This is a genomic window from Paraburkholderia azotifigens, assembly GCF_007995085.1.
Classification (GTDB): Bacteria; Pseudomonadota; Gammaproteobacteria; order Burkholderiales; family Burkholderiaceae; genus Paraburkholderia; species Paraburkholderia azotifigens.
Window position 1 is genome coordinate 2,276,164 of record NZ_VOQS01000003.1, and the last position, 24,316, is coordinate 2,300,479.

Genomic DNA, 24,316 nt, shown 5'->3' on the forward strand with positions numbered 1-24,316 from the left:
CCGGCAGTTCGCAGCATCAAAGGTCTCGGGTTCGTGAAGACCCCGGTCCGTCCTCGGCAATAGGTCGCACCAAAATATTCCCTAAAAGGGAGGAGACAACCATGAAGCTGAAATTTGCCATCGCGCTTTGTGTCGCGTTCGAGCTTGGCTGCGGTTCTGTCGCGGCCGTGGCCAAGGATGTACCTGAAAAGCCCGAACTTCACATTGCGGCGGCCTCCGTCGGCATCACCTATCTGCCCATGCTCGTCGCCATGCAACGCGGCTACTTCAAGGACGAAGGGCTGGACGTGCACGTCGCTGCCTTCTCGGGCGGTTCCAAGACATTAGAGGCGTTGTTGGGCGGGAGCTCCGACATGGTAGCGGGCGCCTATTCAAACACCATCACGATGGCGACCAAGGGGCAGCACCTCGTGACGATCGCAGCGCAGGTCAATTGTCCAGGCTGGATCTTCGGCGTGTCGCAGAAGCGCCAGGCCGAAGTCAAGTCGACGAAGGACCTGAAGGGGATGCGGATCGGCGTGAGTGCGCCGGGCTCCAGCACACATATGGCACTGAACTACATTCTCCACAAGGCGGGGCTTCAGCCCTCGGACGTATCCATCATCGGTGTTGGTCAGGCTGCGGGAGCCGTAGCGGCAGTGAGGGCGGGCCAGATCGACGCGCTGATCGTCAATGATCCGAGCGCCACAATCCTGATGAAAGACGGCAGCCTCAAACCGTTGGAGAACATGCGTACCGCAGAGGGTAACGTCAAGGTGTTCGGGTCGGATTATCCGGAGTCGAGCCTGTTTGCGACTCAGGATTTCATCAATAAAAATCCGAAGACGGTACAGGCGGTCGCCAATGCAATAGTGCGCGCGGAGAAGTGGATCGCCAAAGCCACGCCCCAGCAAGTCGCGGACAATGTGCCGCCTGAGTACCTGGGCGAGAACAAGGCATTGTATGCAGATGCCTTCACAAATAGCCGCCGGTGCATCGCACAGAACGGGGAGATTACGGCCAAAGGCGCACAGACCGTGCGTGATGTGCTGTCGGCGTTCGACCCGACCGTGGCGGCGGCCAAAATCGATCTCACCTCGACCTATGACAACCGGTTTGTCGAGAAAGCGGCGGAGATCCAGCCATGAGCACTGCGCCATGCAATATCGTCCTTGATCGTGGCCAGACTGCACTGCGCGAGGCTCTGCGCTTTGACAACGTAACCTGCACCTTCGCCGGCAATGGCAAGAACGCTCAGACCTACACGGCCGTTTCGGGCGGCAATCTGGCGATCGGCGACGGAGAGTTCGTCTCAATAGTCGGACCTACGGGGTGTGGCAAGTCCACGTTGCTGAATGTGGCGGCCGGGCTCACCCGGCCATCGTCGGGCTGCTTGAGCGTGTTCGGCGAGAAACTGACCAATGGCCTGAACAAGCAGGCTGCCTACCTGTTCCAGGTCGACGCACTCATGCCCTGGAAGACGGCCGAAGAGAACATCGCCATGGGCCTCATCTTCCGTGGCACGCCCCACGATGAGGCGCTGAAGGTGGCGCGCGAGTGGCTTGAGCGGGTGGGTTTGCACGGCCACGGCAAAAAGTATCCACACCAGATGTCGGGCGGCATGCGCAAGCGTGCCGGCCTGGCGCAAGCACTGGCGCTGAATCCTCGCATCATCCTGATGGACGAGCCCTTCAGTGCGCTGGACATCCAGACCAGGCACCTGATGGAAAACGAGCTACTGCGGCTGTGGTCACACGACCGCAAGTCTGTGATGTTCGTGACTCACGATCTCGAAGAGGCTATTTCCTTGTCGGACCGTGTCATCGTGCTGTCGGCAGGACCCGGTACACGGCCTATCGCGGAGTTTGAAATCGACCTTGTGCGTCCACGCGAAATGTCAGAAATCCGTATGACGCAGCGTTTCCTGCAACTGCACACCCAGATCTGGGACGTGCTTCGAGGGGAGGTTCTGAAAAGCTATGCGCGCAATCGTGTTTGACCCAAACAATCGCGTTGCTGTTCTTGTCACGCGGCTCGCACTCCTGTTCGGCGTTCTGTTCCTGTGGTGGATCTGCACCAGTCAGAAATGGTTGTCGCCTTTTTTCTTCGGCGATCCGTTGGGCGTTGCGCATCGCATCGTCGAATGGACTGTGACCGGCTCGGTGTTTCGCCACCTGTACACAACGCTGCTCGAAACCATGCTGGCGTTCGCGATCGGTACGGCGTCCGGGCTAGCTTGCGGTCTATGGCTCGCGCTCAATCCGTTCCTCGCGGTCGTGTTCGATCCATTTATAAAGGCCATGAATTCCATGCCGCGACTGATCTTTGCACCGATCTTCGCGCTTTGGTTTGGCCTCGGCATCTGGTCCAAGGTGGCGCTGGGCGTGACGCTCGTCTTCTTCGTTGTCTTCTTTAACGTCTTCCAGGGTGTGCGCGAGGTCAGCCCTGCGGTGTTGTCCAACACCCGGATGCTGGGCGCCAATGCGCGTCAGCTAATGCGGCACGTGTATCTCCCTTCGGCGACGAGCTGGGTGTTCTCGAGCTTGCACAACGCGATCGGCATCGCGTTCGTTGGAAGCGTGGTCGGTGAGTATCTAGGCTCGGAGAAGGGCGTAGGGTATCTGATTCTGCTGGCAGAGGGCGTGTTCGACATCAACTCGGTTATCGCGGGCATTCTGGTGTTGACCTTATTTGCACTGTTGCTCGATACAGCGGTATCCGTCGTCGAGGACTACCTTCTGCGCTGGCGTCCTGTCGCCGGGCAGACCGTGGCCGCGAGCGCATGAGCATGTGTGCCGCGATCGACACATCAAAGTTAAGGAAATTATCTTGCAGACCAACGCAATCAATCTGAACGACCGCATCGCTGTTGTGACCGGCGGCGCGCAAGGCATCGGCCTGGAGGTCGGCCGCCGGCTGCTGGCCTCCGGCGCGCGGCTCGTGATCTGGGATATCAATGCCGCAGGCCTGGAGCGGGCCCGTACAGAACTGGGACACGCCGATATTCACGTCGAACGTGTTGATATCGCCGACTATGCCAGCGTCGAAGCTGCTGTCTCGGGTACGCTGAAAGTCGCCGGACGCATCGATATCCTGATCAATAACGCGGCGATCGTTGGCCCCAATGCGACCTTGGCCGAGTATCCCATCGACGTCTGGAAGCAGGTGATCGACATCGACGTCAACGGCACTTTCCACTGCTGTCGCGCTGTGGTACCCGTGATGATCGGGCAGAACTACGGTCGCATCGTTAATCTGGCCTCCGTCGCCGGCAAGGAAGGTAACCCCAACGCCGCAGCGTACAGTTCAGCCAAGGCTGCTGTCATTGCCATGACCAAGTCGCTCGGAAAGGAGCTGGCGAGCCACGATATCGCGGTCAACTGCGTCACGCCCGCAGTGGCGCGTACGCCCGGCGCGATGGAACAATCACCTGAGCATATCCGCTACATGCTGGGCAAGATTCCGCGTGGTCGTTTCCTCGAACTCAATGAAGCAGCCGCAATGATCGCCTGGCTTGTCAGTGAAGAGAATTCATTTACCACAGCCTCGGTTTTTGATCTGTCTGGTGGCCGGGCTACCTATTGAAGGGAACTTGAACAATGAAGCTGTTACGCTACGGTCCGCCCGGCGAGGAGAAGCCGGGCCTGCTCGACACCGATGGAAACTTGCGGGATTTGTCAGGCCATGTGACCGACATCGCCGGCGACGTGCTGCTGCCCGACGGTTTGGCCCGCCTGAAAGCACTCGACGTCACTTCGCTGCCGCGCGTGGAAGGCAATCCGCGCCTGGGCCCGTGCGTGGGCGGTGCGCGAAAATTCATCTGCATCGGGCTGAACTACTCCGACCATGCCGCCGAGACAGGCGCCGCGATACCGCCGGAGCCCATCGTGTTTATGAAGGCTACCAGCGCGATCGTAGGTCCGAACGATGCCATTGAGATCCCGCGCAACGCTCTCAAGACGGACTGGGAGGTCGAACTGGGTGTCGTCATCGGCAAGACGGCAAAGTACGTGAGCGAGAGCGATGCGATGGATCATGTGGCCGGCTACTGCGTGATCAATGACGTTTCTGAGCGCGCGTTTCAGGCAGAGCGTCAGGGGCAATGGACCAAGGGCAAGTCGGCCGACACCTTTGGTCCGACGGGCCCGTGGCTAGTGACTTCAGACCAAGTGCATAATCCGCAAGCATTACCCATGTGGCTGGAGGTTAATGGCCATCGCTACCAGAACGGTAATACGGCCACCATGATTTACGGCGTGCGTTACCTTGTAGCCTACCTGTCGCAGTTCATGTCGCTGCAGCCGGGCGACATCATATCCACCGGCACGCCGCCGGGTGTGGGGTTGGGGCAGAAGCCACCCGTCTACCTGAAACCGGGTGACGTGGTGACGCTTGGCATCGAAGGCTTGGGGCAGCAACGCCAGAACGTCCTGCAGGGCTAGATATGCGCGGCCGAACCGGTCTGGACAACAAGGAGACAATCATCGTGATAACGATCAGGCGCCTGCTGTTGCCAGTACTGGCCGCTTGCGCGGCCTTACTGAGCCAGTCGGGCGCGAGCGCCGCGTCTGCGCCAGAGAAGCCGAAGCTCAGCCTTGCTGCTGCGGGCGTGGGCTTCCCCTATCTTCCGTTCGTCATTGCGGAAAGTCGGGGATACTTCAAGCAGGCTGGACTGGATGTCGAGATTGGCGTGTTCAGCGGCGGTGCCAAGGCTCTCCAGGCGATGTTAGGCGGCAGCGCCGATATCGTCGCGGGCGCTTATTCCAACACGATCACAATGGCGGCGAAGGGGCAGAAGCTGGTGTCGTTCGTGACCCTGGCCTCGTGTCCGGGCTGGGTATTTGGTGTGACCCGCGCCAGCCACGACAAGGTGAAGACGTATGCAGACCTCAAGGGAAAACGCATCGGAGTAAGCTCACCCGGTTCCAGCTTCCACATGGGCGTCAACTATCTGCTAAACAGGGCCGGCCTCAAACCGGGTGATGTCTCGATCATTGGCGTTGGTTCTTCTGCTGGTGCGATTGCCGCAGCACGCAGCGGGCAGATTGATGCATTGATGAGCAACGACCCGGTCGCAACCGTACTGCAGGGCAGTGGCGACCTTTTTCCTCTGGCTGTGATGCGTGATCCGGCCGGGACTCGCGCGACGCTGGGCGGCGACTATCCGGAAGCTTCCGTCTACACCACCAGGGAATTCGCGGCCAGGTATCCGAATACCGTGCAAGCAGTCACGAATGCCATCCGGGAGGCCGAGCGCTGGATGGCGCATGCGACGCCCGAGCAGGTCGCCGCCGCAGTGCCGCCGCAATACGCGCTGGCCGACAAGGATGTGTTCGCCCGAGCCTACGGCAACATGCAGAACTGTATTTCGCGCGACGGCCTGATGACGGACGCCGCCGCGCACACCGTACGCGATGTGCTCGCCGCCTTCGATCCCGACATCGGCAAGGCCTCAATCGACCTGAAAGCCACCTACGACAACCGCTTCGTCGAGAATGCCAACAAGCACTGACTTGCGAGGAATTCAATAATGGAGAACTGCGTCCGCATCCTGGCGGAAGGGTTGAAGTTTCCCGAAGGGCCCGTGGCGATGGCCGATGGCTCAATCGTCCTGGTCGAAATCGAGCGCGAGACCATCAGCCGCGTGACGCCGGACGGCACGGTCAGCGTATTGAAGGAGGTGGGTGGCGGGCCCAACGGGTTGGCCATGGGGCCGGATGGAGCTTTCTACATCTGCAATAACGGAGGTTTCCTGTTCCGTACCGTTGCCGGTCTGAATCGCACCAGACCAGGCGTGCACCCGCGTTATACCAGCGGGCGCATCGAGCGTTTCGACCCACACACGGGGGACCTGAAGACTTTGTACGACCACTGTGGTGAATACCCTCTATGTGGTCCCAACGACATCGTCTTTGACCACGACGGCGGCTTCTACTTCACCGACTTCGGCAAGAACCGGTTGCGCGAGCGTGATCATGCAGGTCTCTATTACGGGCGAGCCGACGGATCAATGATCGTTGAAGTAGCCTATCCGCTCACAACGGCCAACGGGTTGGTCTGTCGCCAGACGATAGTGTTGTGTATGTGGCGGAGACCGAAACCGCGCGCTTGTGGGCATTCGATCTTGAGGCGCCAGGCAGGGCGCGCAAGCATCCTTATCCGTCTCCGCACGGCGGTCGCCTGATTTGCGGGCTACCGGGCTACCAACGCTTTGACAGTCTCGCCGTGGACGCAGAGGGAAATGTCTGTGTGGCCACGCTGGTCACGGGTTGCATCACGGTGGTTGCGCCCTCTGGTGAGGTACTGCGCCAGGTGACGGTACCAGATGGCATGGTGACCAACATCTGTTTTGGTGGTGCCGACATGAAGACTGCTTACCTTACGCTCTCAGGTACAGGGCGCCTGGGGACCTTGGCCTGGCCGCAAGCGGGATTGACACTGGCTTATTCCTGACTGCTACGTGCAAGCAGGTGCTTGAGAAAGAGTTGAACTGGTGCGGGGAGCGTCTCGGCCTCGCGCACACAGATCTTCCAGTGTCGTTCGGCCCAGACCTCGTCAAGCTGCACGGCGACCAGTGGCCCCGAACTCACGTAGCGGTGGGCATGATGTTCAGGTACCAGCCCTATGCCAAGCCGCGCTTCGACCATGCTGCGTACGGGTTCAAAGCCATTTACCCGGATCGACAGCTTGAGCGGGTGGTCCAGGTCTGCTGCCGCGCGCAAGACCAGCGAATTCAGATAACTGCCAGCTTGTGGTCCCACCAGTGGGTACTCGGCCATCTCGCGAAATTTCACCTTGTCTGCACGGCTGAGTGGGTGATCAGGCGGCATGATCACCACCAGCCGGTCACTGTGATAGGGAAATACCTGCAGGCCGGCAGTCACCGTCGTGCCGCCGAACACGCCAATGTCAGCTGTGTTCTCCGCGACTGCGCGGACCACGGCTGGGCTCAAACTTTCCTGCAGGTCGATGCGTAGTCCCGGGTGCAGTGCCAGGAAGTCGCGAATGTCGTTGGCAATGTACTGGACGATGGTCGAGAGGCTCGCATGTAGCCGGATCTGTCCGCGCACGCCTTCGGCGTGGTCGAGCAGTTCACTTTCCATTTGTTTGACATCGCGCAGCAGCACGCGGGCGTGCTGCAAGAGGGCGGTAGCGGCGATCGTCAGTTCGAGCCCCTTGTTGCTTCGCACAAAGAGGGCGGTCTTGAGGGTGTCCTCAAGATGAGACATTCGCTTGCTGAGCGCAGAAGGCGCGATGTTTTCGGCTTCCGCCGCACGGGCAATACTGCCGTGCTCGCAGACAGCAACGAACAGCTTCAGCGACTGGAAATCGAAACGCATTGAGTCTCCGGAAGCGCGGTCTTCTCGCCGCGCCGTACTTTCTCGTGGCGGAAAGAGAGTATGCACGTGGGCGGTCGCGAGTGCAAAAATTTAGCCGCTCGCTCTATACGCGCCTCTAAGCCGCCAGCGTCTATTTGCGTGGACCGGGCGGGACGGGCGAGGGGAGCTACGTCCGCCAGCGGCATACGGATTCCTGGCCAGATGATGAGCTACAGCGGTTCCGATACGACATGGGCGGTGGTGAGTGCCCGCACGGGGCATGACAGCACGGTTGCGTGGCTGTCCATCCGAAAGACGGGCAAGGACCGTCGCCGGCAGTATGGTTCAAACCTCGTGATGAGCGCAACGCCGTGAGTTCGCTGCAGAATTCGCCCGAATTGCCTGTCGTCGGGCAGACGGTACTGATGGTCCGCATTAGCTCAGCGCTTAGCCCGTTGAAATGCCAACGGTGGATGAGCAGACGTCGGAGAACGTGTCAGTGACCTTCCGATCTACGAGTGCTTGCATGCCGCGGCAGCCAGACGTATTGAATGTTCCTCTGCTTTTTAAACGGTCACAGTTTCAAAGGGACTAACGGCGATCCTCGAAAGCGGCGCGGGTTTTGGCCGACGCAGGGTCGTGACACTTCCGTCAGAAAGGAAGTACGCACGTATCAGCGAGCCCATATCAGCTCTCTGTATATCAGGCCCTGTAACGAAAGCGCAGTTTCCGCGTCGGCGTCGGACGGCGCCAGATTCAATCTGGGTGTGCCAGTTAGAAATACGAAGCAGAAACCGGATTGTTTAGATGTCCACGAGCAGTTGCTCAACGTCTGGCCGGTATGGCTAAAGCAGGAGAGGGGGAAACAATAAACGTCAGTTCGTTGCGTGTCGTATGCTTTCGACGGAGCACGTGTCGCGATAGCAATTGCTCCGCTGGATATCAAGCGAACCGCTCAGGCGGATAGCCACTCGCCATCAGCCAGACGGAATCACAAACCATAGTCAGGTTAGCGCTCCTCAGTGCGGCGACATACGTCGCCGCTTCACATCAGAACTTGTGACGCATCCCCACCCGCAGCACAAGCTGATGGTTGTCGTTCGAAGGCGTGACGCCGTTGATTGCAGCAACCGCGCTGCTGCCCGTCGAATCCGTACCGGACGCTTTCTGATAGATCCCGACGAAGTACACATCCGTGCGCTTCGAGAGGAAGTAGTCCGCGCCTGCCTGCGCCTGATGATAGGTCGCGCCGTCCCTGCCGCTTACCGAACTGCCTTTCGTGTAGTCATAGGCCACGCCGACGAGGAATGCAGGCGTTATCTGATACTTGAAGTTGGCTTCGACGTTGTTGAACATCGCGGTGCCGCGATTGCCGAATGGATTCGGACCTGATCCGCCGCCGTTGAGATCATCGAAGCGCGTATTCGAATAGGTACCGCCAAACGTCGCGGCGCCATAGGTGTACGCGCCGCCCGCTGCATACACTTCCTGGGTACGTGCATTGGCAAACCCGGAGAACACTGGCGACGCGATGTTATTTAGCGACGCTAGCGGTGCGGACCCTGTTGTATTTGCGAGTGCGCTGGTGCCGTAGAACGAGGTATTCGGATTCCGGATGTTCAGGTAGCCGACACCGAGTCCGAGCGGGCCGTTATAGTAAGAGCCGCCAAGCGACCAGATCTGGTTCTGGCTGAGATGGCCAGCCACGCCGCCGAGGCTATACACGCCACCGAACGTAAAGCCGCCATAGTTGTTGCTCGTGTACTTGATTGCATTGTTGACCCGGTTAGAGTTGTTGATATTGTCGAGGTCGCCAGGATGTGCGGTATAGAATCCGCCCCACTGATCGCCGACTTCGAACAGGCCGACATAGTCCACCACGGAATCATACTGTCGTCCAAGTGTCACCGTGCCATACCGTGTGCCCAGGCCGACGTACAGTTGGCGCCCGAAGAGCAGCCCGCCTTGACCAGGCTTCCCGCTGCTGAGATCCATGCCGCCTTCGAGGACAAATAGCGCCTTCGTGCCGCCGCCAAGGTCTTCGACGCCTTTCAAACCCCACCGGCTTGCCTGAATTTCACCACTGACGAGACTGTACTGGCGCGCGCCATGCGAGTTGTTATTGAACGTCAGGCCTTCATCGACAATGCCGTAAAGGGTGACACTGCTCTGCGCCTGTGCGACAGCGCAATAGGTTCCAAGTGCTCCGATGAATCCGGCGATGCAAATTGATTTTTTCATCCTGTTTTCCAGAATTGTTCGTTGACATCGGGTCCCTTAGTGCGAAGCCAAGGGCATTTTTCGCGGTCATGATTCACCGGCCGCGAGGCTAATTGCAAAGCAGGCATCCTAAACAAATAAAATCGATGAAATATCGGCGCGATTGTCTACCGCGCGTGGCGACAAGGAGCGCATGCAAGCGCACCCGGATCGCTTTACTGGTGCTCGTCACAATCGACGGGTAGCTAATCAGAACCGCAGCGGATTTCATTTGCGACGAAAATTAAGCAGCCTATTTTGTCTTGTCAATAGAACATTTGATGCGCAAAATGTCCTATTGCCATGCAGAATGTTGAGTCGTCTGCGATGCACGGATTTTTGGGTGTTTTCCCGATGGAACAAGCTCGTACGGTGCTTGTTCCATTGGTTATGCGGTGCCGGCTATGCGACCCGTTGCGTGCATGTTTTTGATTCGCCCCGGAGAAGATCCGACGACGGAAGCAAAGCTTGCGAACCTCTTACGAGGAGCTTGGCCTTCATAGGCGCATACGAAGTAGAACAATCTTTATTTTCCAGTTTGTTCTATTGACCTGACATTACGACACTTCTAGAGTGACCTCCATGGAAACGACGCTGCCACTGCCGAAATATCACCAGATCTACCTGGTGTTGCGCGAGCAACTTCAGGAAGGCCGCTTCGACGACGAAGGCATGCCCGGCGAACATCTTCTCGCCGAACAGTTTTCAGTGGCACGCATCACGATCCGCAAGGCAATGGAGATGCTCGTCGCGGATGGGTTGGTTACGCGGCGACCGGGCGTAGGCACGTGGCCGCTGCGCGTTGCCGCAGGAAAAAAGCAGGGTGATTCGAAAGCTGCGCCGGTTTCTCGCCAGAAAGCGCATCTGACCGGCCTGCTGGAAAACATCGTAAATATGGGCCTTCGAACCACGGTCGAAGTGCTCGACAGCACAGTGGTGCTGGCCTCGGAGGCGATTGCCGAGGCGCTGCACCTGACTGTGGGCGATGCCGTCTATAAAAGCGTGCGGGTGCGTAGCACGTCGGCGGGGCCTGTGTCGTTCATCACAACGCACGTGCCGAAAGCAGTGGCGGAAATCAAAAGCCGCGACCTCAAGCGCAAGCCCTTGCTGATGCTGCTCGAGGAAGCGGGCGTGCAACTTGGCGGTGCGACACAAACCATTTCCGCGCGCCTTGCCGATGCCGTGGTGGCGCGCCATCTGGACGTAGCTGTCGGTTCGGCGCTGCTCGCGGTCACCCGTCTGGTGCGTGACACCGACGAGCGACCCGTACAACTGTTGCAAGGTCTTTACAGGCCTGACCGTTATCAATATCAACTACAGCTCTCGCGAATCGGCGACATCGACGCCAAGGTCTGGGTCAGCGAAGAACTGTCCGCCACATTCAACTAACGCTATCCAACGGAGATCGCATGAGTTCGCGTCGCACATTTCTGCGCCAGTCCACCGCCGCAGCAGCACTGGTTGCCGCACCTTGGGTCGCTCGCGCGGCGAACGGCAAGAGCATCAAGGTCGGCGTGCTGCATCCTGTCACGGGAGCGTTGGCTTATTCGGGGCAGCAATGTCGTCTCGGTGCACTGCTGGCTATTGAAGACATCAACAACGCAGGCGGAATCAAGTCGCAGGGCGGTGCGCTGATCGAGCCGGTGCTGGGCGACGCGCAGTCGCGTCCCGAGGCCGGTGCGGCCGAAGTCGAGAAGATGAACGAGGCGGGTGTCTCGGCGATTGTCGGCGCATATGCATCGGCAATCTGTCTCGCGACGACGCAAACCGCTGCGAAATACGGTTTGCCGCATGTCGTCGATGTGGGTGTGGCGGATCAGATCGTTGAACGCGGCTTGACCAACACATTTCGCTTCGGCCCCGGCTACCGGATGTGCAGTGCACGCGCGGTGGAGAACCTCAACGCACTGAATACCGACGCCGGCAAGCCGGCCAAAACGGTAATGATCGTGCATGAAGAGTCGCTGTTCGGGACGGGCACCGCCGCGTTGCTCAGCAGCGAGCTTCCGAAGTACGGCTTCGAGATCAAGGAAGTCATCAAGCATCCGAATCCGACACGCGACTTTAACAACATCGTGTTGCGCATGCGCGCGGTCAATCCGGATATCGTGATTCCGGCAAATTATTACGACGAGTACGCTCTGCTGCTGCGAGCGATGAAGCAGCAGAAGGTTCGCCCGAAAGCAATCTATTCAGTGCTCGGCGGCGCGGCTTCGAGCTACAAGTTTCTGAAGGAGTTCCCCGATATCGCCGACGGGATCATCGATTGCAATCACTGGTTCAATCCGAAGGATGCGCGAGTCGGGCCATTGCGCAAGCGGGTCGAGGCAAAGGGCGCATTTTTCTCGTACGAAGTGTTCATGACGTACACGGCGACGATGCTGCTTGCCGATGCGCTCGAGCGCGCCAGATCGGCCGATCGCGCGGCAATCAATGCGGCGCTTGCATCGAGCACGTTTAAAGATCACATGATGCCGTACGGGCCGACGCATTTCGTCAACGGTCAGAACACGGGGGCGCAGCCGCTGCTGACACAGGTGCTCGGCGGCGATATCAAGGTCGTGCTGCCGCCCGCCTACCGCGAAGTCGCGCCGCAATTTCCGCTGAAGAGCTGAGGCAGCGCATGTTCGATCCAGTCATCCTTTTGTCGGCGCTGCTCAACGGACTGACGACGGGCGCGGTGTATGCACTCATCGCGCTCGGCCTCACGCTGATTTACGGCGTGCTGCACATCATCAACTTCGCGCACGGCGCGGCGTTGATGATCGCGCTCTATGCGGTCTTCCTGCTGAAGGAGCGACTGGGCATCGACCCGTACATGGCCTTGCCCATCGTGACGCTCGGGATGTTCGCGTTTGGCTACCTGCTGCAGCGCTTCGTGATCAACCGCGCGAGCCATGGCAAGGACGAGAACATTCTGCTGGTGACGCTCGGCCTGTCCATCGTGCTCGAGAACCTCGCCCTCGTGTGGTTCCACTCCGATACGCGCAACATCGAAACGGCCTATACGCTGTCGACGATCGAAATCGGCCCGGCCATGATCGCGTTACCCAAGGTAATCGCCTTTTTCGGTGCGCTGGTCGTCGCGGCGGTGTTGTTCCTGATCATCCGCCGGACCGATCTGGGCCGCGCGATACGCGCCGTTTCGCGTGAGAAGCACGGCGCGAAGCTGATGGGTATCGATGTCGACAAGGTCTATGCGCTGTCCTTCGGCATCGGCATGGCGTGCGTCGGCGCGGCGGCCTGTTTCCTGTTGCCGACGTACTACGTCAATCCTCAGGTCGGAAGCGGCTTTGTGCTGATCGCGTTCACGATCGTCGTGCTGGGCGGCATGGGCAGCTTTGCGGGCGCATTGGTCGGCGGCCTGCTCATCGGCGTGGTTGAATCGCTAGGGGGTTTGTGGTTCGGCGATTCGCTCGGCCAGATGGGCATCTTCGCGATCTTCATTGTTGTGCTGCTGGTACGCCCTCAAGGGCTTTTCGGCGCGAGGGCCTAACCGATGCGCGACGTTCGTTCGATCCTGATCTTCGGTGTGCTGTTGGCCGTGGTCGCCAGCGTGTTGCAATCTGGCGTGCTGCTCACGTTTCTGATGATGTCGCTATATGCGGTGTTGCTATCGCAATCATGGAACATTCTCGGCGGCTATGGCGGGCAATTGTCGTTTGGACATGCATTGTTCTTCGGCGTCGGCGCATACACGCAGGCCATTGCGCAATTGAGCTGGGGCTGGAATCCGTGGCTCGCGTTGCCGGTTGCAATCGTATTCGGAGCGTTTGCCGGACTGATGGTGGGTGCGCTGGCGTTTCGCGGCGGATTAAAAGGTTCGTACTTTGCGCTAGTGACGCTGGCTTTTGCCGAAGTGGCGCGCATCCTCGCGGTGTCGGTGTCGTTCACGGGCGGCGGTGTCGGTTTGATGGTGCCGCTGCATGCGAGCGCGGCGAACCTGCAATTTGGGTCCAGGCGCGGCTACGTGTATTTGCTGCTGTCATTCGTGATCGCCGCGCTGCTGGTCACCGCATGGTTGCGTCATTCGCGTTTCGGCGCATACCTGCAGGCGGTGCGCGATAACGAAAGCGCTGCGCGGGCGATCGGCGTCGATCCGGTGCGCGTGAAGCTGGGCGCGATCGCGTTGTCGGCTTCGTTTATGGCTGCGGCGGGCGCGTGCTATGTGCAGATGTTCCAGTACATCGATGCCGGTATCGCGTTCGGCCCTTCGATATCGATCGAAGCGCTGGTGGGCGTGATAGTCGGCGGAGTCGGCACGTTGTGGGGCCCCGTACTGGGTGCGGCGCTCCTTTATGTCCTCGGTGAATCGACCCGCAACCTGTTCGGCGAACTGCCGGGTATCAGCATGGTGATCTATGGCGCGGTGCTGGTCGTGATCGTCATGTTTTTGCCGCGCGGCCTGACGGGTGCGGGCATGTCGGTGCGTCGCATGATGGGCCGGCCGGCGAAACCGAATCGCACTAGCGAGCGCAAGGAGGAAGCCCGTGTCTGATGCGCTTTTGCAGGCCCGTGGCCTGTCCATCACGTTTGGCGGCCTGAAGGCGGTGCAGGACGTCAGTCTCGATGTCATGCCCAACTCGCTGACGGCACTCGTCGGTCCGAACGGTGCCGGCAAGACGACGCTGTTCGCGTTGCTGTCGGGGTTTCTTCGGCCCGGTGCCGGGCGCGTCCAGTATCTGGGGCGCGACATTACGGGGATGGCGCCGCATCAGTCGGCAAGGCTTGGCTTGACGCGGACGTTCCAGATCGTGCAGCCATTCGGCGCACAGACCGTGCGCGAGAACATTGCGGTTGGCGCGCACCTGCATCAACCTGGGCGGCGGGCCGCGCTGGCGGCTGCGGAGGAGGTCGCGCAACGGGTGAATCTGCACGACAACCTCGATAAGCCAGCAGCAGATCTGACCGTGAGCGGTCGCAAGCGTCTCGAACTGGCGCGTGCGCTTGCGACGAAGCCTCGTTTGCTGTTGCTCGACGAAGTGCTCGCCGGACTGAATCCAAGCGAGATCGACGAGATGATTCCCGTCATTCGTAGCCTGGTCGACAGCGGCGTGACGGTGCTGATGATCGAGCACGTGATGCGCGCAGTGATGAGCCTGGCCGAACACGTCTGGGTGCTGGCGCAAGGCCGGTTGATCGCGGGCGGCACGCCGCGTGAAGTGACATCGGACCCGTCCGTGATCGAAGCGTATCTCGGTCACGGCACGGCCCAACGGCTGGCGCGTGAAGGAGAACGTCGGTGAGCGCATTGCTCGAAGTGAGCGGGCTTCGCACAGGCTATGGGCGCACCGAAGTGCTGCGCGGCGTGGATATGCGTGTCGACGAAGGCGAGATTGTCGTGCTGCTCGGCAGTAACGGTGTCGGCAAAACCACGCTGAACAACACCGTGTGCGGCATTAATCCTGTGTGGCAGGGCGCCGTGCGGTTCGACGGTCACGACCTGACCGGGCGACACTACCGCGCCGTCGTCGGAGCCGGCCTGATCCAGGTGCCGGAAGGCCGGCGAATTTTCCCGAACCTGAGTGTGCGCGAAAACCTCGAGCTTGGCGCATTTACGCGCGGCAAGCCGAATCGGAGCCGCAACCTCGCGCGGATGCTGGAGATCTTCCCGCGTCTTGGCGAACGGATCGATCAGCCGGCGGGCACGATGTCGGGCGGCGAGCAGCAGATGCTCGCGATCGGCCGCGGCCTGATGGCCGAACCGCGTTTGCTGATTCTGGACGAGCCGTCGCTGGGTTTGTCGCCGTTGATGGTCGAAGAAATGTTCGCGCTCATTGCGCGGCTGCAGAACGAGGGACTCGCGATTCTGCTGGTCGAACAGAACGTCGGTCAGTCGCTCGAAACCGGACAGCGTGGCTATGTGCTGGAGAACGGGCTGGTCCGTTACTCCGGCACGTGCGCGGATTTGATGGCCAGCGACGAATTGCGTCGCGCCTATTTGGGGATGTAGTCGATGGCAGCAGCACAAACGCTTGCGCAAAAGCTGATTGCGGCGGCCTGCGGGCGGCCCGAAGTCGAAGTCGGGGAAATCGTCACGTGTAACGTCGATCTTGCGATGTTCCATGATTCGAGCGGTCCGCGCCGGTTGCAGCCGATGCTCGAACAGCTCGGCGCATCGTTGTGGGACAAGTCGAAGGTCGTGCTCGTGATCGACCACTATGTGCCGGAGGCCGACGACGAATCGCGCCGGATCGTGCGCATCGCGCGTCAATGGGCAAGCGCACAGCAGTTGCCGAACATCTACGACAGTGTCGGCATCTGCCATGTGGTGTTGCCGGAACGTGGCCACCTGCGCCCGGGCATGTTCTGCGTGGGCGGCGACTCGCATTCGCCGACAGGCGGCGCGTTCGGCGCATACATGTTCGGCATCGGCAGCACGGAGATGCTCGGCGTCGCAGTATCCGGGCAGATCTGGGTCAAGGTGCCGGAGACCTTGCAGATGAACTGGCGTCATCGCCTTTCATGTGGCGTGACGGCGAAAGACATGATGCTGCATATGATCGGCCGCTTCGGCATGAACGGCGGCCGCTATCAGGCCGTCGAATTTTGCGGCGAAGCCATCAACGCGCTGTCGATGCAGGAACGCATGACGCTGTCGAACATGAGCGCGGAACTGGGGTCGCAGGTCGGCCTGATTGCGCCGGACGCGATTACGGTCGACTATCTTCGCGCCGCGGGCGTGCAAGATGAGATCGATGTCGCTCGCTGGCAAAGCGATCCGCAAGCCCGCGTCGAGACGCACGACTTCGACGCCGCGCAACTCGCGCCGCAAGTGGCCGCGCCGCACAGCCCGGCGAATACGCGCGATGTCGGCGCGTTCGGCGATGTCGCCGTGCAGGTCGCCTATATCGGCGCGTGCACTGGGGCGAAACTCGAAGACTTGCGCGCGGCGGCCAGAATATTGCGAGGGCGCCGGGTCGCCGACGGCGTGCAACTCGTCGTGGCACCGGCCAGTATCCGCGACCAGTCGCAAGCGGCAAGCGAAGGCGTGATGGATGTGCTAGAGGCAGCTGGCGCGCAAGTGCTCGCTACGACATGCGGCGCGTGTGCCGGGTATGGCGGCTCGATTCCCGAAGGCAGCACGGTTGTGTCGAGCACCGCGCGCAACTTCAAAGGCCGTATGGGCGCCGAGACGGCGCAGGTCTATCTGGGTTCGCCCTATACGGTTGCGGCGTCTGCATTACGTGGACGCATTACCGATCCTCGCGAGGTGCTCGCATGACCGTTTGCCGCACGGCGTCCGCCGAAACCGGGCGGACTTCCGATATGCATCGCGTATGGCGGGTCGGCGGGGATATCAATACCGATTCGCTCGCACCCGGCGCGTATATGAAATTCGGCATCGACGAAATCGCCCGCCATTGCTTGCAAAACGAGCGCCCCGATTTCGCAGAAGGCGTTCAGAAGGGCGACGTGCTCGTGGCAGGACCGAACTTCGGCATCGGCTCATCGCGCGAACAGGCGGCCGCTGCGCTGGTACGCCTGGGCGTGCGGGCAGTGATCGCACCAGCGTTCAATGGCCTGTACTTTCGCAACGCATTCAACGTTGGCCTGTTACTGCTGACGTGCGCCGACGCCGAAACGATCGGAGAGGGCGAGCGCATCGCGATCGACCCCCACGGCGGCGGCATCCTGCTGGCCGATGGGCGCGAGCTGCCGTGCGATCCCGTCCCTGCGTTTCTGCTCGACATGGTCGACGCAGGCGGTCTGCTCAATTTGCTCAAGCAGCGCTACCCTACATCCAACGGAGTCATCTCATGCTAGACCCGGTCACGCTGGCGGTCCTCAAGGGCCGGCTGGAACAGATCGCCGATGAAATGGACGCGACCCTGTACCGCAGCGCCTTCAATCCGATCATCGCGGAAGCACACGACGCCTGCCACGGTATCTACGACGCCGTTTCGGGCGCGACGCTGGTGCAGGGCAAGTCGGGCCTGCCGGTGTTCGTCGGCGCGATGGCGTTCGCGGTGAAGGCGGCAATCCGCGTGGCAGGCGAGCGCGGCGGCATGATCGACGGCGACGTCTGGCTCTTCAACGATCCGTACGAAGGCGGCACGCACGCGAACGACTTCAAGCTGGTGCGTCCCGTGTTTCGCGACGGCAAGCTGTTCTGCTTCCTTGCGTCAGCGGCGCACTGGCACGACGTCGGAGGCGCGGTGCCCGGCAATTACAACCCGGCCGCCACGGAGTGCTGGCAGGAGGCCGTGCAGATTCCGCCCGTGCGGATCGTGCGGCGCGGCGAACTCGATGCCGACGTGCTCGCCATTCTCAAAGCGAACACGCGCTTGCCCGATAGCCTGTGGGGCGACCTGAACGGCCAGCTTGCCGCGCTCGAACTCGGTGCACGCCGCCTGAACGATCTGCTTGGCGACTACGGCGACAGCGTCGTGCTTGAATCGCTCGCGCTGTTGCGCGAACGGGCGGTCAAGTTGATGCGTTCGCACGTGGCAGCGCTGCCCGATGGCGACTACATGTTCGAAGACATGCTGGATAACGACGGCGTGCGCGACGAGCCGCTGAAGATCGCCTTATGCATGCGCGTTGCGGGCGACACGCTGACACTCGATTTCACCGGCACGTCGCCGGCTTGCGCCGGACCTGTGAACATCTCGCGGGCCACGGCGATCGCCGCCTGCTATGTCGCGCTCAAGCATCTGTTCCCGGACGTGCCCGCGAATGCGGGCGTGCTCGACGCCGTGTCGTTCGTATTGCCGGATGGGCTCGTGATCTCGGCCGACCGGCCGCGTCCCGTCGGCGGCTATACGGAAACGATCTTGCGCATGATCGACGTGATTTTTTGTGCGATGGCCCAGGCCGCGCCGGAACTCGCGATGGCGCAGGCTTACGGGACGATCAACGCGCTCTCGATCGCCGGTCATCGCAGCGGCGGCGCACGCAAAGGTCAGCGCTGGGTGATGTTCAGCTTTTTCGGCGGCGGTCACGGCGGACATTCGCAAGGCGACGGCCTGAGCCACGGCAACGCGCCGATTTCGACCGCGACGATCCCGCCGCTGGAAATTCTGGAGGCCGCCTATCCGGTGCGCTTCACGCAATGGGCGTTACGTCCCGATTCGGGCGGTGACGGCACCTATCGTGGCGGGCTGGGCGCGATCTATGAAATCGAACTGCTCGAAGACGAAGCGGAAGCGTTCATCTTCGGCGAGCGCGGACGCTCCGCGCCGCAAGGCATCGCGGGCGGCGCGGCGTCGGTGCGCAACGTGTTCCGCTATCAGCAGGATGGCGAATGGCACACGCCGCCGATGGCGTCGAAAATGCTCGGCATCCGCCTGAAGCGCGGCGAACGCGTGCGGCTGGAAACGCCCGGCGGGGGCGGCTACGGCGCGCCGTCGGAACGATCGGATGCGGCACGCGAACACGACCGCGCGATGGGTTATGTCACGATGGATATGAAGGAGCAACAAGCATGAACGATGCGGCACACGGTTCTCTCGTCGTCGGCGTCGACGTGGGTGGCACGTTCACCGACCTGTTCGTCCTCTACGAAGCCGCCGGCACCGCGCGCGTGGTCAAGGTGCCGTCGACACGGGGCGAAGAAGCGCGCGGTTTCATGAACGGCATCGAACGCATCGGCGACGAAGGCGAAGGGCATGGCGGCGCGCGTGCGATTGCGACGGTCGTGCATGGCACGACGGTCGGCACCAATGCGCTGCTCGAACGAAAGGTGGCCCGCACCGGCATCATCACGACGGAAGGTTTTCGCGACGTGCTCGAAATGCGGCGCCGCGACCGGCCGCGCACCTGGGGCTTGCGCGGGACGTTCGAGCCGGTCGTGCCACGCGATCTGCGACTCGAAGTGAGCGAGCGCGTGCTGGCCGACGGCACGTTGCATACACCCGTGGACATCGCTCAGGTCGAGGCCGCCGCGCGCGCGTTGCTCGAACGCGGCTGCGAGGCCGTGTGCGTGTTCTTCGTCAATGCCTACGCGAATTCTGTCAATGAAGTGCACGCAGTGGCGGCGGTGCGCGCGATCTGGCCCAACGCGAACGTCACGGCGGCGACCGAAGTGTTGCCCGAGATCCGCGAGTTCGAACGATGCTCGACGGCCACGCTGAACGCGTCGTTGCAGCCCGTCGTAGGCAGCTATCTGACGCGTCTCGAGAGCGATCTGAAAGCGCATGGATTCGGCGGCGAATTGCTGGTGGTGCAGAGCAATGGCGGGATCATGTCGCGCCAGACCGCGTGCGATGTGCCCGTGCGCACGGCGTTGTCCGGCCCGGCTGCGGGCGTGATCGCCTGTGCCGCGATCGGACGTGCCGCGGGCTTTCCGAATCTGGTGACGGGCGACATGGGCGGCACATCGTTCGATGTGTCGCTGGTTGCGGGCGGTGAAGCGTCGTTGTCCGCGCAGACCTCGATCGATTTCGGCATGGTAGTGCGCGCGCCGATGATCCAGATCGAGACGATCGGCGCGGGCGGCGGCTCGATTGCATCGGTCGATGCGGGCGGCCTGCTGCAGGTCGGCCCCGAGTCCGCCGGCAGCGTGCCAGGCCCGGCGTGCTACGGACGCGGCAACATGCGCCCGACCGTCACCGATGCCAACGTGCTGCTCGGTCGGATAGCAGCCGATCGTCCGCTGGGCGGCGGGCTTCTGTCACGGATGGACGCCGGCAAGTCGCGCGAGGCGATCGACATGCACGTCGCTGCGCCGCTAGGACTCGATGCGTATGCCGCAGCCGAAGCGATCCTGACGGTGGCGAACGCGAAGATGGCGGGTGCGATTCGCCTGGTGTCGATCGAGCGGGGCCATGATCCGCGCGAGTTTGCCTATATGCCGTTCGGCGGCGGCGGCGCGCTGCACGTGTGCGCGATGATGCGCGAAGTCGGCACCACGACGGGCATCGTGCCGCGTTTTCCGGGCGTGACGTCGGCGATCGGCTGCGTGATTGCCGATATGCGCCACGACGCCGTGCAGACGCTGAACAGGGGGCTGGCCGAACTCGATATCGACGATCTGCGTGCCCGCGTCGCGGGCATGGCCGACGCGTGCCAGGAGCGGCTCGATTCGGCGGGCGTCGCCTTCGAAGCGGTGCGCGAGAACGTCGAACTGGACATGCTGTACGTCGGCCAGAGCCATACGGTTCGCGTCGAAGTGCAGCGCGACGCGCTCGATCGTGCGGCGATCGGCGCCGCGTTCGAAGCCGCGTACCGCACGGCGTTCGGGCGCGCGCTGGACGGCATTCCCGTGCGCATCATGAACCTCCGCTATGCGCGCATCGGTGTCCGGCCCAAGTTCGATCTGGCCGTGCTGGCACCGAAGGCCACGACGATGCCGGCCTCGCCCGGCACGCAAGCGGTATTTCATGACGGCCAGTGGTGGGACGCCGTGCGCCATGCACGCCTCGACTTGCCGGTGGGCGCAACGGTGGACGGTCCCGCGATCCTCGAACAGGCCGATACCACGATCTGGCTCGAACCCGGTTTCAGCGGTCGGGTCGACCCATTGGGTAATCTGCTGATCACGCGCCGCACGACCTGAGAGATACGCATGATGACTTCCGGCACGCAACTCGATCCACGACAGACCGCGCTCATCATCGTCGATCTGCAAAACGACTTTGTGAGCGAAGGCGGCGCCTATCATCGCGGCGGCGCGGCGTCCGACGCGGCGCGCGCATTGCCGCTGCGCGTGGCGCCCGTGGCTCGCGTGCTCAAGCAACGAGGCGGCTTTGTCGCGGCAAGCCAGTTCACGTTATGGCCCGACGCCCAGGGTGAGCCGATGATCTCGCCGCATCTCAGGCAACTGCGCCCGTTCCTGCGTCGAGGTGACTTTGTCGCTGGGTCGAACGGTCACGCGACGGTCGCCGCACTCGACGATATGGTCGATGTGTCGGTGTGGAAAGTCGCGTATTCCGCGTTCTTCAACACGCAGCTCGACTGGGTGTTGCGTCGCGCGGGCATCGAGGTCGTGGCGATCTGCGGCATCGTCACCAACGGCGGCGTGGCGAGCACCGCGCGCGACGCGCATATGCGCGACTATCGCGTGCTCGTTTTGGGCGACGGTTGCGCGGCATCGACGCAAGCAGCGCACGACGCGGCGCTTGCCGATCTTTGCACGGTCGGCGAGGTGACGACGTGCGAGGCTTTCCAGGGACGCCTTGGCGCCTGAGCAGAAAAGAGGCTGGTTGGTCGCCATGGATGGCGGCGGCATCACCCGACCGAAACAGGAGTAGAGACAATGTCGACAAAAGCAAACGGACTTAAGACCATCCTTCAGCAAGGTTCAGTCCTTGCCCCTGGCGTCTTCGACGCATTGACAGCGTTGATCGCCGAACAGGCTGGCTTCAAGGCGCTGTATCTATCCGGCGCATCGATTGCCTACACGCGGCTTGGCCGCTCGGATGTCGGTCTGACGACGTCATCCGAAGTCGAAGATACGCTTGCGCGGATTACCGAGCGTGTCGATGTTCCGTTGATCGTCGATGCCGATACGGGCTTCGGCAACGCGTTGAACGTCAAGCGCACGGTGCGTGGCTTCGAACGCGCGGGCGCGGCCATGATCCAGCTGGAAGATCAGACCTTCCCGAAACGTTGCGGGCATCTGGACGGGAAGTCATTAATCCCGGTTGCTGAGATGTGCGGCAAATTGCGTGCGGCAGTCGATGCGCGATCGAACAGCGACACGATGATCCTGGCGCGCACCGATGCAGTGGCCGTCGAGGGACTGGACGCTGCGCTCGATCGCGCCGAGCAATATCTGGAAGCAGGTGCCGATGCTTTGTTCATTGAAGCGCTGCGCTCGGTCGAACAGATGAAAGGGGCCTGTGATCGCTTCGCAGGACGGGTTCCATTGCTCGCGAATATGGTCGAGGGCGGTAAAACGCCGGTGCACAGCGTGCAGGCGCTGACGCAACTGGGATTTCGCATTGTTATTTTTCCCGGCGGCACGGCCCGCGCGGTCGCGCATACGTTGCAGGGTTATTACGCCAGTCTGCGTGAGACCGGAACGACTGACCCCTGGAAAGATCGCATGCTCGATTTCGACGGAATCAACGACGTGATCGGGACGCAGGCGTTGATGGCAGAGTCGAAGCTGTACGGTTAAAGGCGCTCATCGCCTGCTTGCGGAGATCGCCGCCACCGGCAGACCGTGACGGCGATCGCTTGAAACTGCTGTGCAGATGTACGCCTGACTGTCGTTGCTTTGAAAAAGTGAGGGACGGAGTCAGGGGTTCCAGCCTCAGACTTCGCCTTATTTCCTATAGCACTTCCAACTCAACTCGCGCGATTTCGAAATCCTGGTATCAACTGGCGTCGCAGGGCATTCCAGATGCGGTCACAAACAAGTGGCGAGCTTCAGGTGATGGCACCCAGTTGCCACGGCACGAACTCGTTGTGGCCGTATCCGTGCAACTCGCTTTTCGACTTTTGCCCGGAAGCGGTCGCTGCCGCCGCAAGGCTTCGATGCCACCCAATGCGGCCGGATCGACTTCGACCACACCGATTCTGATAGATATTTCGGCATCCATAGCAATCAGCCGGGCGGCAGGATCGATGCGCATGGCGAGGCGACACGCGATCCGGGCGTGCTGTTTGCCGATCCGCCTGGCACGGGATTCGGCCGCGCCGACCCCTCGGACTGCTGGGGCGCGACCGTCTTCATGACGCTGTACGCGAGGCGCTCACTGGGGGTCTCGCTGGTCGACGGGTCACAAGGGGTTCGGTCTCGCGTTGCTGATCACGCCACTCACCTGCGCCCACAACCTTTTCGATTCGACGAAGTGATCGGTCCGGAGCCAGTCGCCCGTTCTCGCGCGTGCAATCAGCTGGACTATGACCAGGTGGCAGAGCAGGTTGACCGTAATTGATCATCGAGTTTGTGCGTCATGGCTACCTCACCACGGAAAGTCTGATATCTCACTTTGAGGATATGACGCGGAAGGGCCATTTCATGGAGTTTGGCTTCAGTGGTCTTGATTGACAGTTATTGAAATACGAGAACGTAGAGATATGTTAGAGACCAGAGGTGCAGAGCGATTCAGTGTCCGGGACTCAGCGCTGGGTGACGGCGGCGAATGCCACCGCGATCGACAGCGCGATCACGATGGTTGAGTGTCCGAGCGAGAAGAAGAATCCCACGGCTACGGGCCGTTTGCCGCTTTGCATCAGCTTGCGGGTTGTATTGTCGATTGCGGCGATGTGGTCTGCGTAGACTGCGTGTCGCAAGCCGAATGTGTAAGCGAGCAATGCGGTCCCGGGCAGTGCCGGGCGGCCGTGCAGTGCAGTCAGTGCCCGGATCCAGACGCCGACATGGCGGCAATGAGCAATGAAAAGATTCCGACGATCTTGCCGCGTAGCGCGTGTGGTCTGTCATCGACCAGATTGGAAAGGAAACGCTGTTGCATGAAAGTCCTCGCATGCCAGTTGAACCGTCAGGTATGACGGCGTGGGCCGGGCGCACATGTGTCCCGGGCGCGGCAGGTCTCCTGGCTTGCGCGTCATGCACCCGATGTCGCCTTCCCGGTTTCACAGTGGCGTGATGACATCGGACTTCGCGTTCACAGTTGCGGGCACAGCCACGGACTCGGCGGTGGTTCGCCTCACCGTGTTCCCCATAATGCCTTGCGGCAGCCGCCGCGGATGCGATTATCCCGTATCAAGCTTGCAGATTGTTCTCGCTGGAGCAGGGAGCAGGTGACGCGGCGGGTGTCGGCTTATGGGGAATGAGAGTCATCGGGCTGGCAATCGTGGAATGTCGCTTGTGGGTCCGAGGCCGGCCCGATGACCCATCATCGTGA

The 24,316-nt window shown here is 61.4% G+C and carries 21 protein-coding genes, 2 pseudogenes and 1 riboswitch; of the genes and pseudogenes, 20 read left to right on the forward strand and 3 right to left on the reverse strand.

From position 1 onward, the window contains the following. The first annotated feature begins 101 nt into the window (after window positions 1-101). From FRZ40_RS27450 to FRZ40_RS27480, 7 genes and pseudogenes are all read left to right on the forward strand, one after another. The gene (locus tag FRZ40_RS27450) at window positions 102-1,127 is read left to right on the forward strand and encodes an ABC transporter substrate-binding protein (protein ID WP_147236219.1); all 1,026 of its coding nucleotides are present in this window, start codon (window positions 102-104) and stop codon (window positions 1,125-1,127) included. Continuing rightward, window positions 1,124-1,978, forward strand: a complete 855-nt coding sequence (locus FRZ40_RS27455) for an ABC transporter ATP-binding protein (protein ID WP_147236220.1) — start codon at window positions 1,124-1,126, stop codon at window positions 1,976-1,978. Before FRZ40_RS27450 ends, FRZ40_RS27455 begins: the two co-directional genes overlap by 4 nt. Then, window positions 1,959-2,765, forward strand: coding sequence for an ABC transporter permease (locus FRZ40_RS27460; protein ID WP_035541209.1), 807 nt, complete (start codon window positions 1,959-1,961; stop codon window positions 2,763-2,765). The genes FRZ40_RS27455 and FRZ40_RS27460 overlap by 20 nt, the downstream gene beginning before the upstream one ends. 43 nt (window positions 2,766-2,808) lie before the next feature. Next, entirely contained in the window at window positions 2,809-3,564 is a 756-nt protein-coding gene (locus FRZ40_RS27465; protein WP_028364720.1) for an SDR family NAD(P)-dependent oxidoreductase, read from the forward strand. A 14-nt stretch (window positions 3,565-3,578) separates the two neighbouring features. Next, entirely contained in the window at window positions 3,579-4,421 is an 843-nt protein-coding gene (locus tag FRZ40_RS27470; protein WP_147236221.1) for a fumarylacetoacetate hydrolase family protein, read from the forward strand. A gap of 2 nt (window positions 4,422-4,423) precedes the next feature. Further along, window positions 4,424-5,491, forward strand: coding sequence for an ABC transporter substrate-binding protein (locus FRZ40_RS27475; protein ID WP_240057292.1), 1,068 nt, complete (start codon window positions 4,424-4,426; stop codon window positions 5,489-5,491). A 78-nt stretch (window positions 5,492-5,569) separates the two neighbouring features. Further along, a pseudogene (locus FRZ40_RS27480) lies at window positions 5,570-6,306 on the forward strand (SMP-30/gluconolactonase/LRE family protein); the annotation flags it as partial. Between the two features lie 116 nt (window positions 6,307-6,422). Here FRZ40_RS27480 and FRZ40_RS27485 read toward each other — a convergent pair. Next, a complete protein-coding gene (locus FRZ40_RS27485; RefSeq protein WP_007738031.1) occupies window positions 6,423-7,319 on the reverse strand; it encodes a LysR family transcriptional regulator in 897 nt (298 codons plus the stop codon). Between the two features lie 201 nt (window positions 7,320-7,520). On the opposite strand from FRZ40_RS27485, the gene FRZ40_RS44120 reads away from it, so the two are divergent. Then, the gene (locus FRZ40_RS44120) at window positions 7,521-7,673 is read left to right on the forward strand and encodes a hypothetical protein (protein WP_158647036.1); all 153 of its coding nucleotides are present in this window, start codon (window positions 7,521-7,523) and stop codon (window positions 7,671-7,673) included. Between the two features lie 675 nt (window positions 7,674-8,348). Here the strand turns inward: FRZ40_RS44120 and FRZ40_RS27490 are convergent. Beyond that, complete coding sequence (locus tag FRZ40_RS27490; protein WP_028364716.1) at window positions 8,349-9,539, reverse strand: porin; 1,191 nt, start codon at window positions 9,537-9,539, stop codon at window positions 8,349-8,351. A 600-nt stretch (window positions 9,540-10,139) separates the two neighbouring features. Between FRZ40_RS27490 and FRZ40_RS27495 the strand changes: the two genes are divergently transcribed. The 12 genes from FRZ40_RS27495 to FRZ40_RS27550 all read left to right on the forward strand — a co-directional run bounded on the left by FRZ40_RS27495 (window position 10,140) and on the right by FRZ40_RS27550 (window position 22,623). Further along, window positions 10,140-10,946, forward strand: coding sequence for a GntR family transcriptional regulator (locus tag FRZ40_RS27495; RefSeq protein WP_028364715.1), 807 nt, complete (start codon window positions 10,140-10,142; stop codon window positions 10,944-10,946). A gap of 20 nt (window positions 10,947-10,966) precedes the next feature. Beyond that, window positions 10,967-12,172, forward strand: coding sequence for an ABC transporter substrate-binding protein (locus FRZ40_RS27500; protein WP_147236222.1), 1,206 nt, complete (start codon window positions 10,967-10,969; stop codon window positions 12,170-12,172). Between the two features lie 8 nt (window positions 12,173-12,180). Then, window positions 12,181-13,053: a branched-chain amino acid ABC transporter permease gene (locus FRZ40_RS27505; protein WP_028364713.1), complete on the forward strand. Its 873-nt coding sequence runs from the start codon at window positions 12,181-12,183 to the stop codon at window positions 13,051-13,053. 3 nt (window positions 13,054-13,056) lie between these two features. Continuing rightward, a complete protein-coding gene (locus FRZ40_RS27510) occupies window positions 13,057-14,055 on the forward strand; it encodes a branched-chain amino acid ABC transporter permease (RefSeq protein WP_147236223.1) in 999 nt (332 codons plus the stop codon). After that, window positions 14,048-14,803: an ABC transporter ATP-binding protein gene (locus FRZ40_RS27515; RefSeq protein ID WP_147236224.1), complete on the forward strand. Its 756-nt coding sequence runs from the start codon at window positions 14,048-14,050 to the stop codon at window positions 14,801-14,803. The genes FRZ40_RS27510 and FRZ40_RS27515 overlap by 8 nt, the downstream gene beginning before the upstream one ends. Beyond that, the gene (locus FRZ40_RS27520) at window positions 14,800-15,510 is read left to right on the forward strand and encodes an ABC transporter ATP-binding protein (RefSeq protein WP_028364710.1); all 711 of its coding nucleotides are present in this window, start codon (window positions 14,800-14,802) and stop codon (window positions 15,508-15,510) included. Before FRZ40_RS27515 ends, FRZ40_RS27520 begins: the two co-directional genes overlap by 4 nt. A gap of 3 nt (window positions 15,511-15,513) precedes the next feature. Further along, the gene (locus FRZ40_RS27525) at window positions 15,514-16,782 is read left to right on the forward strand and encodes a 3-isopropylmalate dehydratase large subunit (protein ID WP_147236225.1); all 1,269 of its coding nucleotides are present in this window, start codon (window positions 15,514-15,516) and stop codon (window positions 16,780-16,782) included. After that, a complete protein-coding gene (locus FRZ40_RS27530; RefSeq protein WP_147236226.1) occupies window positions 16,779-17,324 on the forward strand; it encodes a LeuD/DmdB family oxidoreductase small subunit in 546 nt (181 codons plus the stop codon). The genes FRZ40_RS27525 and FRZ40_RS27530 overlap by 4 nt, the downstream gene beginning before the upstream one ends. Beyond that, a complete protein-coding gene (locus FRZ40_RS27535; protein WP_147236227.1) occupies window positions 17,318-18,988 on the forward strand; it encodes a hydantoinase B/oxoprolinase family protein in 1,671 nt (556 codons plus the stop codon). The genes FRZ40_RS27530 and FRZ40_RS27535 overlap by 7 nt, the downstream gene beginning before the upstream one ends. Further along, complete coding sequence (locus FRZ40_RS27540; RefSeq protein ID WP_147236228.1) at window positions 18,985-21,057, forward strand: hydantoinase/oxoprolinase family protein; 2,073 nt, start codon at window positions 18,985-18,987, stop codon at window positions 21,055-21,057. The genes FRZ40_RS27535 and FRZ40_RS27540 overlap by 4 nt, the downstream gene beginning before the upstream one ends. Window positions 21,058-21,066: 9 nt before the next feature. Next, the gene (locus FRZ40_RS27545; protein WP_028364705.1) at window positions 21,067-21,687 is read left to right on the forward strand and encodes a cysteine hydrolase family protein; all 621 of its coding nucleotides are present in this window, start codon (window positions 21,067-21,069) and stop codon (window positions 21,685-21,687) included. 69 nt (window positions 21,688-21,756) lie between these two features. After that, window positions 21,757-22,623, forward strand: a complete 867-nt coding sequence (locus tag FRZ40_RS27550) for an isocitrate lyase/PEP mutase family protein (protein ID WP_147236229.1) — start codon at window positions 21,757-21,759, stop codon at window positions 22,621-22,623. A gap of 956 nt (window positions 22,624-23,579) precedes the next feature. Here the strand turns inward: FRZ40_RS27550 and FRZ40_RS27570 are convergent. Next, a pseudogene (locus FRZ40_RS27570) lies at window positions 23,580-23,923 on the reverse strand (HoxN/HupN/NixA family nickel/cobalt transporter); the annotation flags it as partial. Between the two features lie 54 nt (window positions 23,924-23,977). Beyond that, window positions 23,978-24,172: riboswitch (cobalamin riboswitch) on the reverse strand. Between the last annotated feature and the right edge of the window lie 144 nt (window positions 24,173-24,316).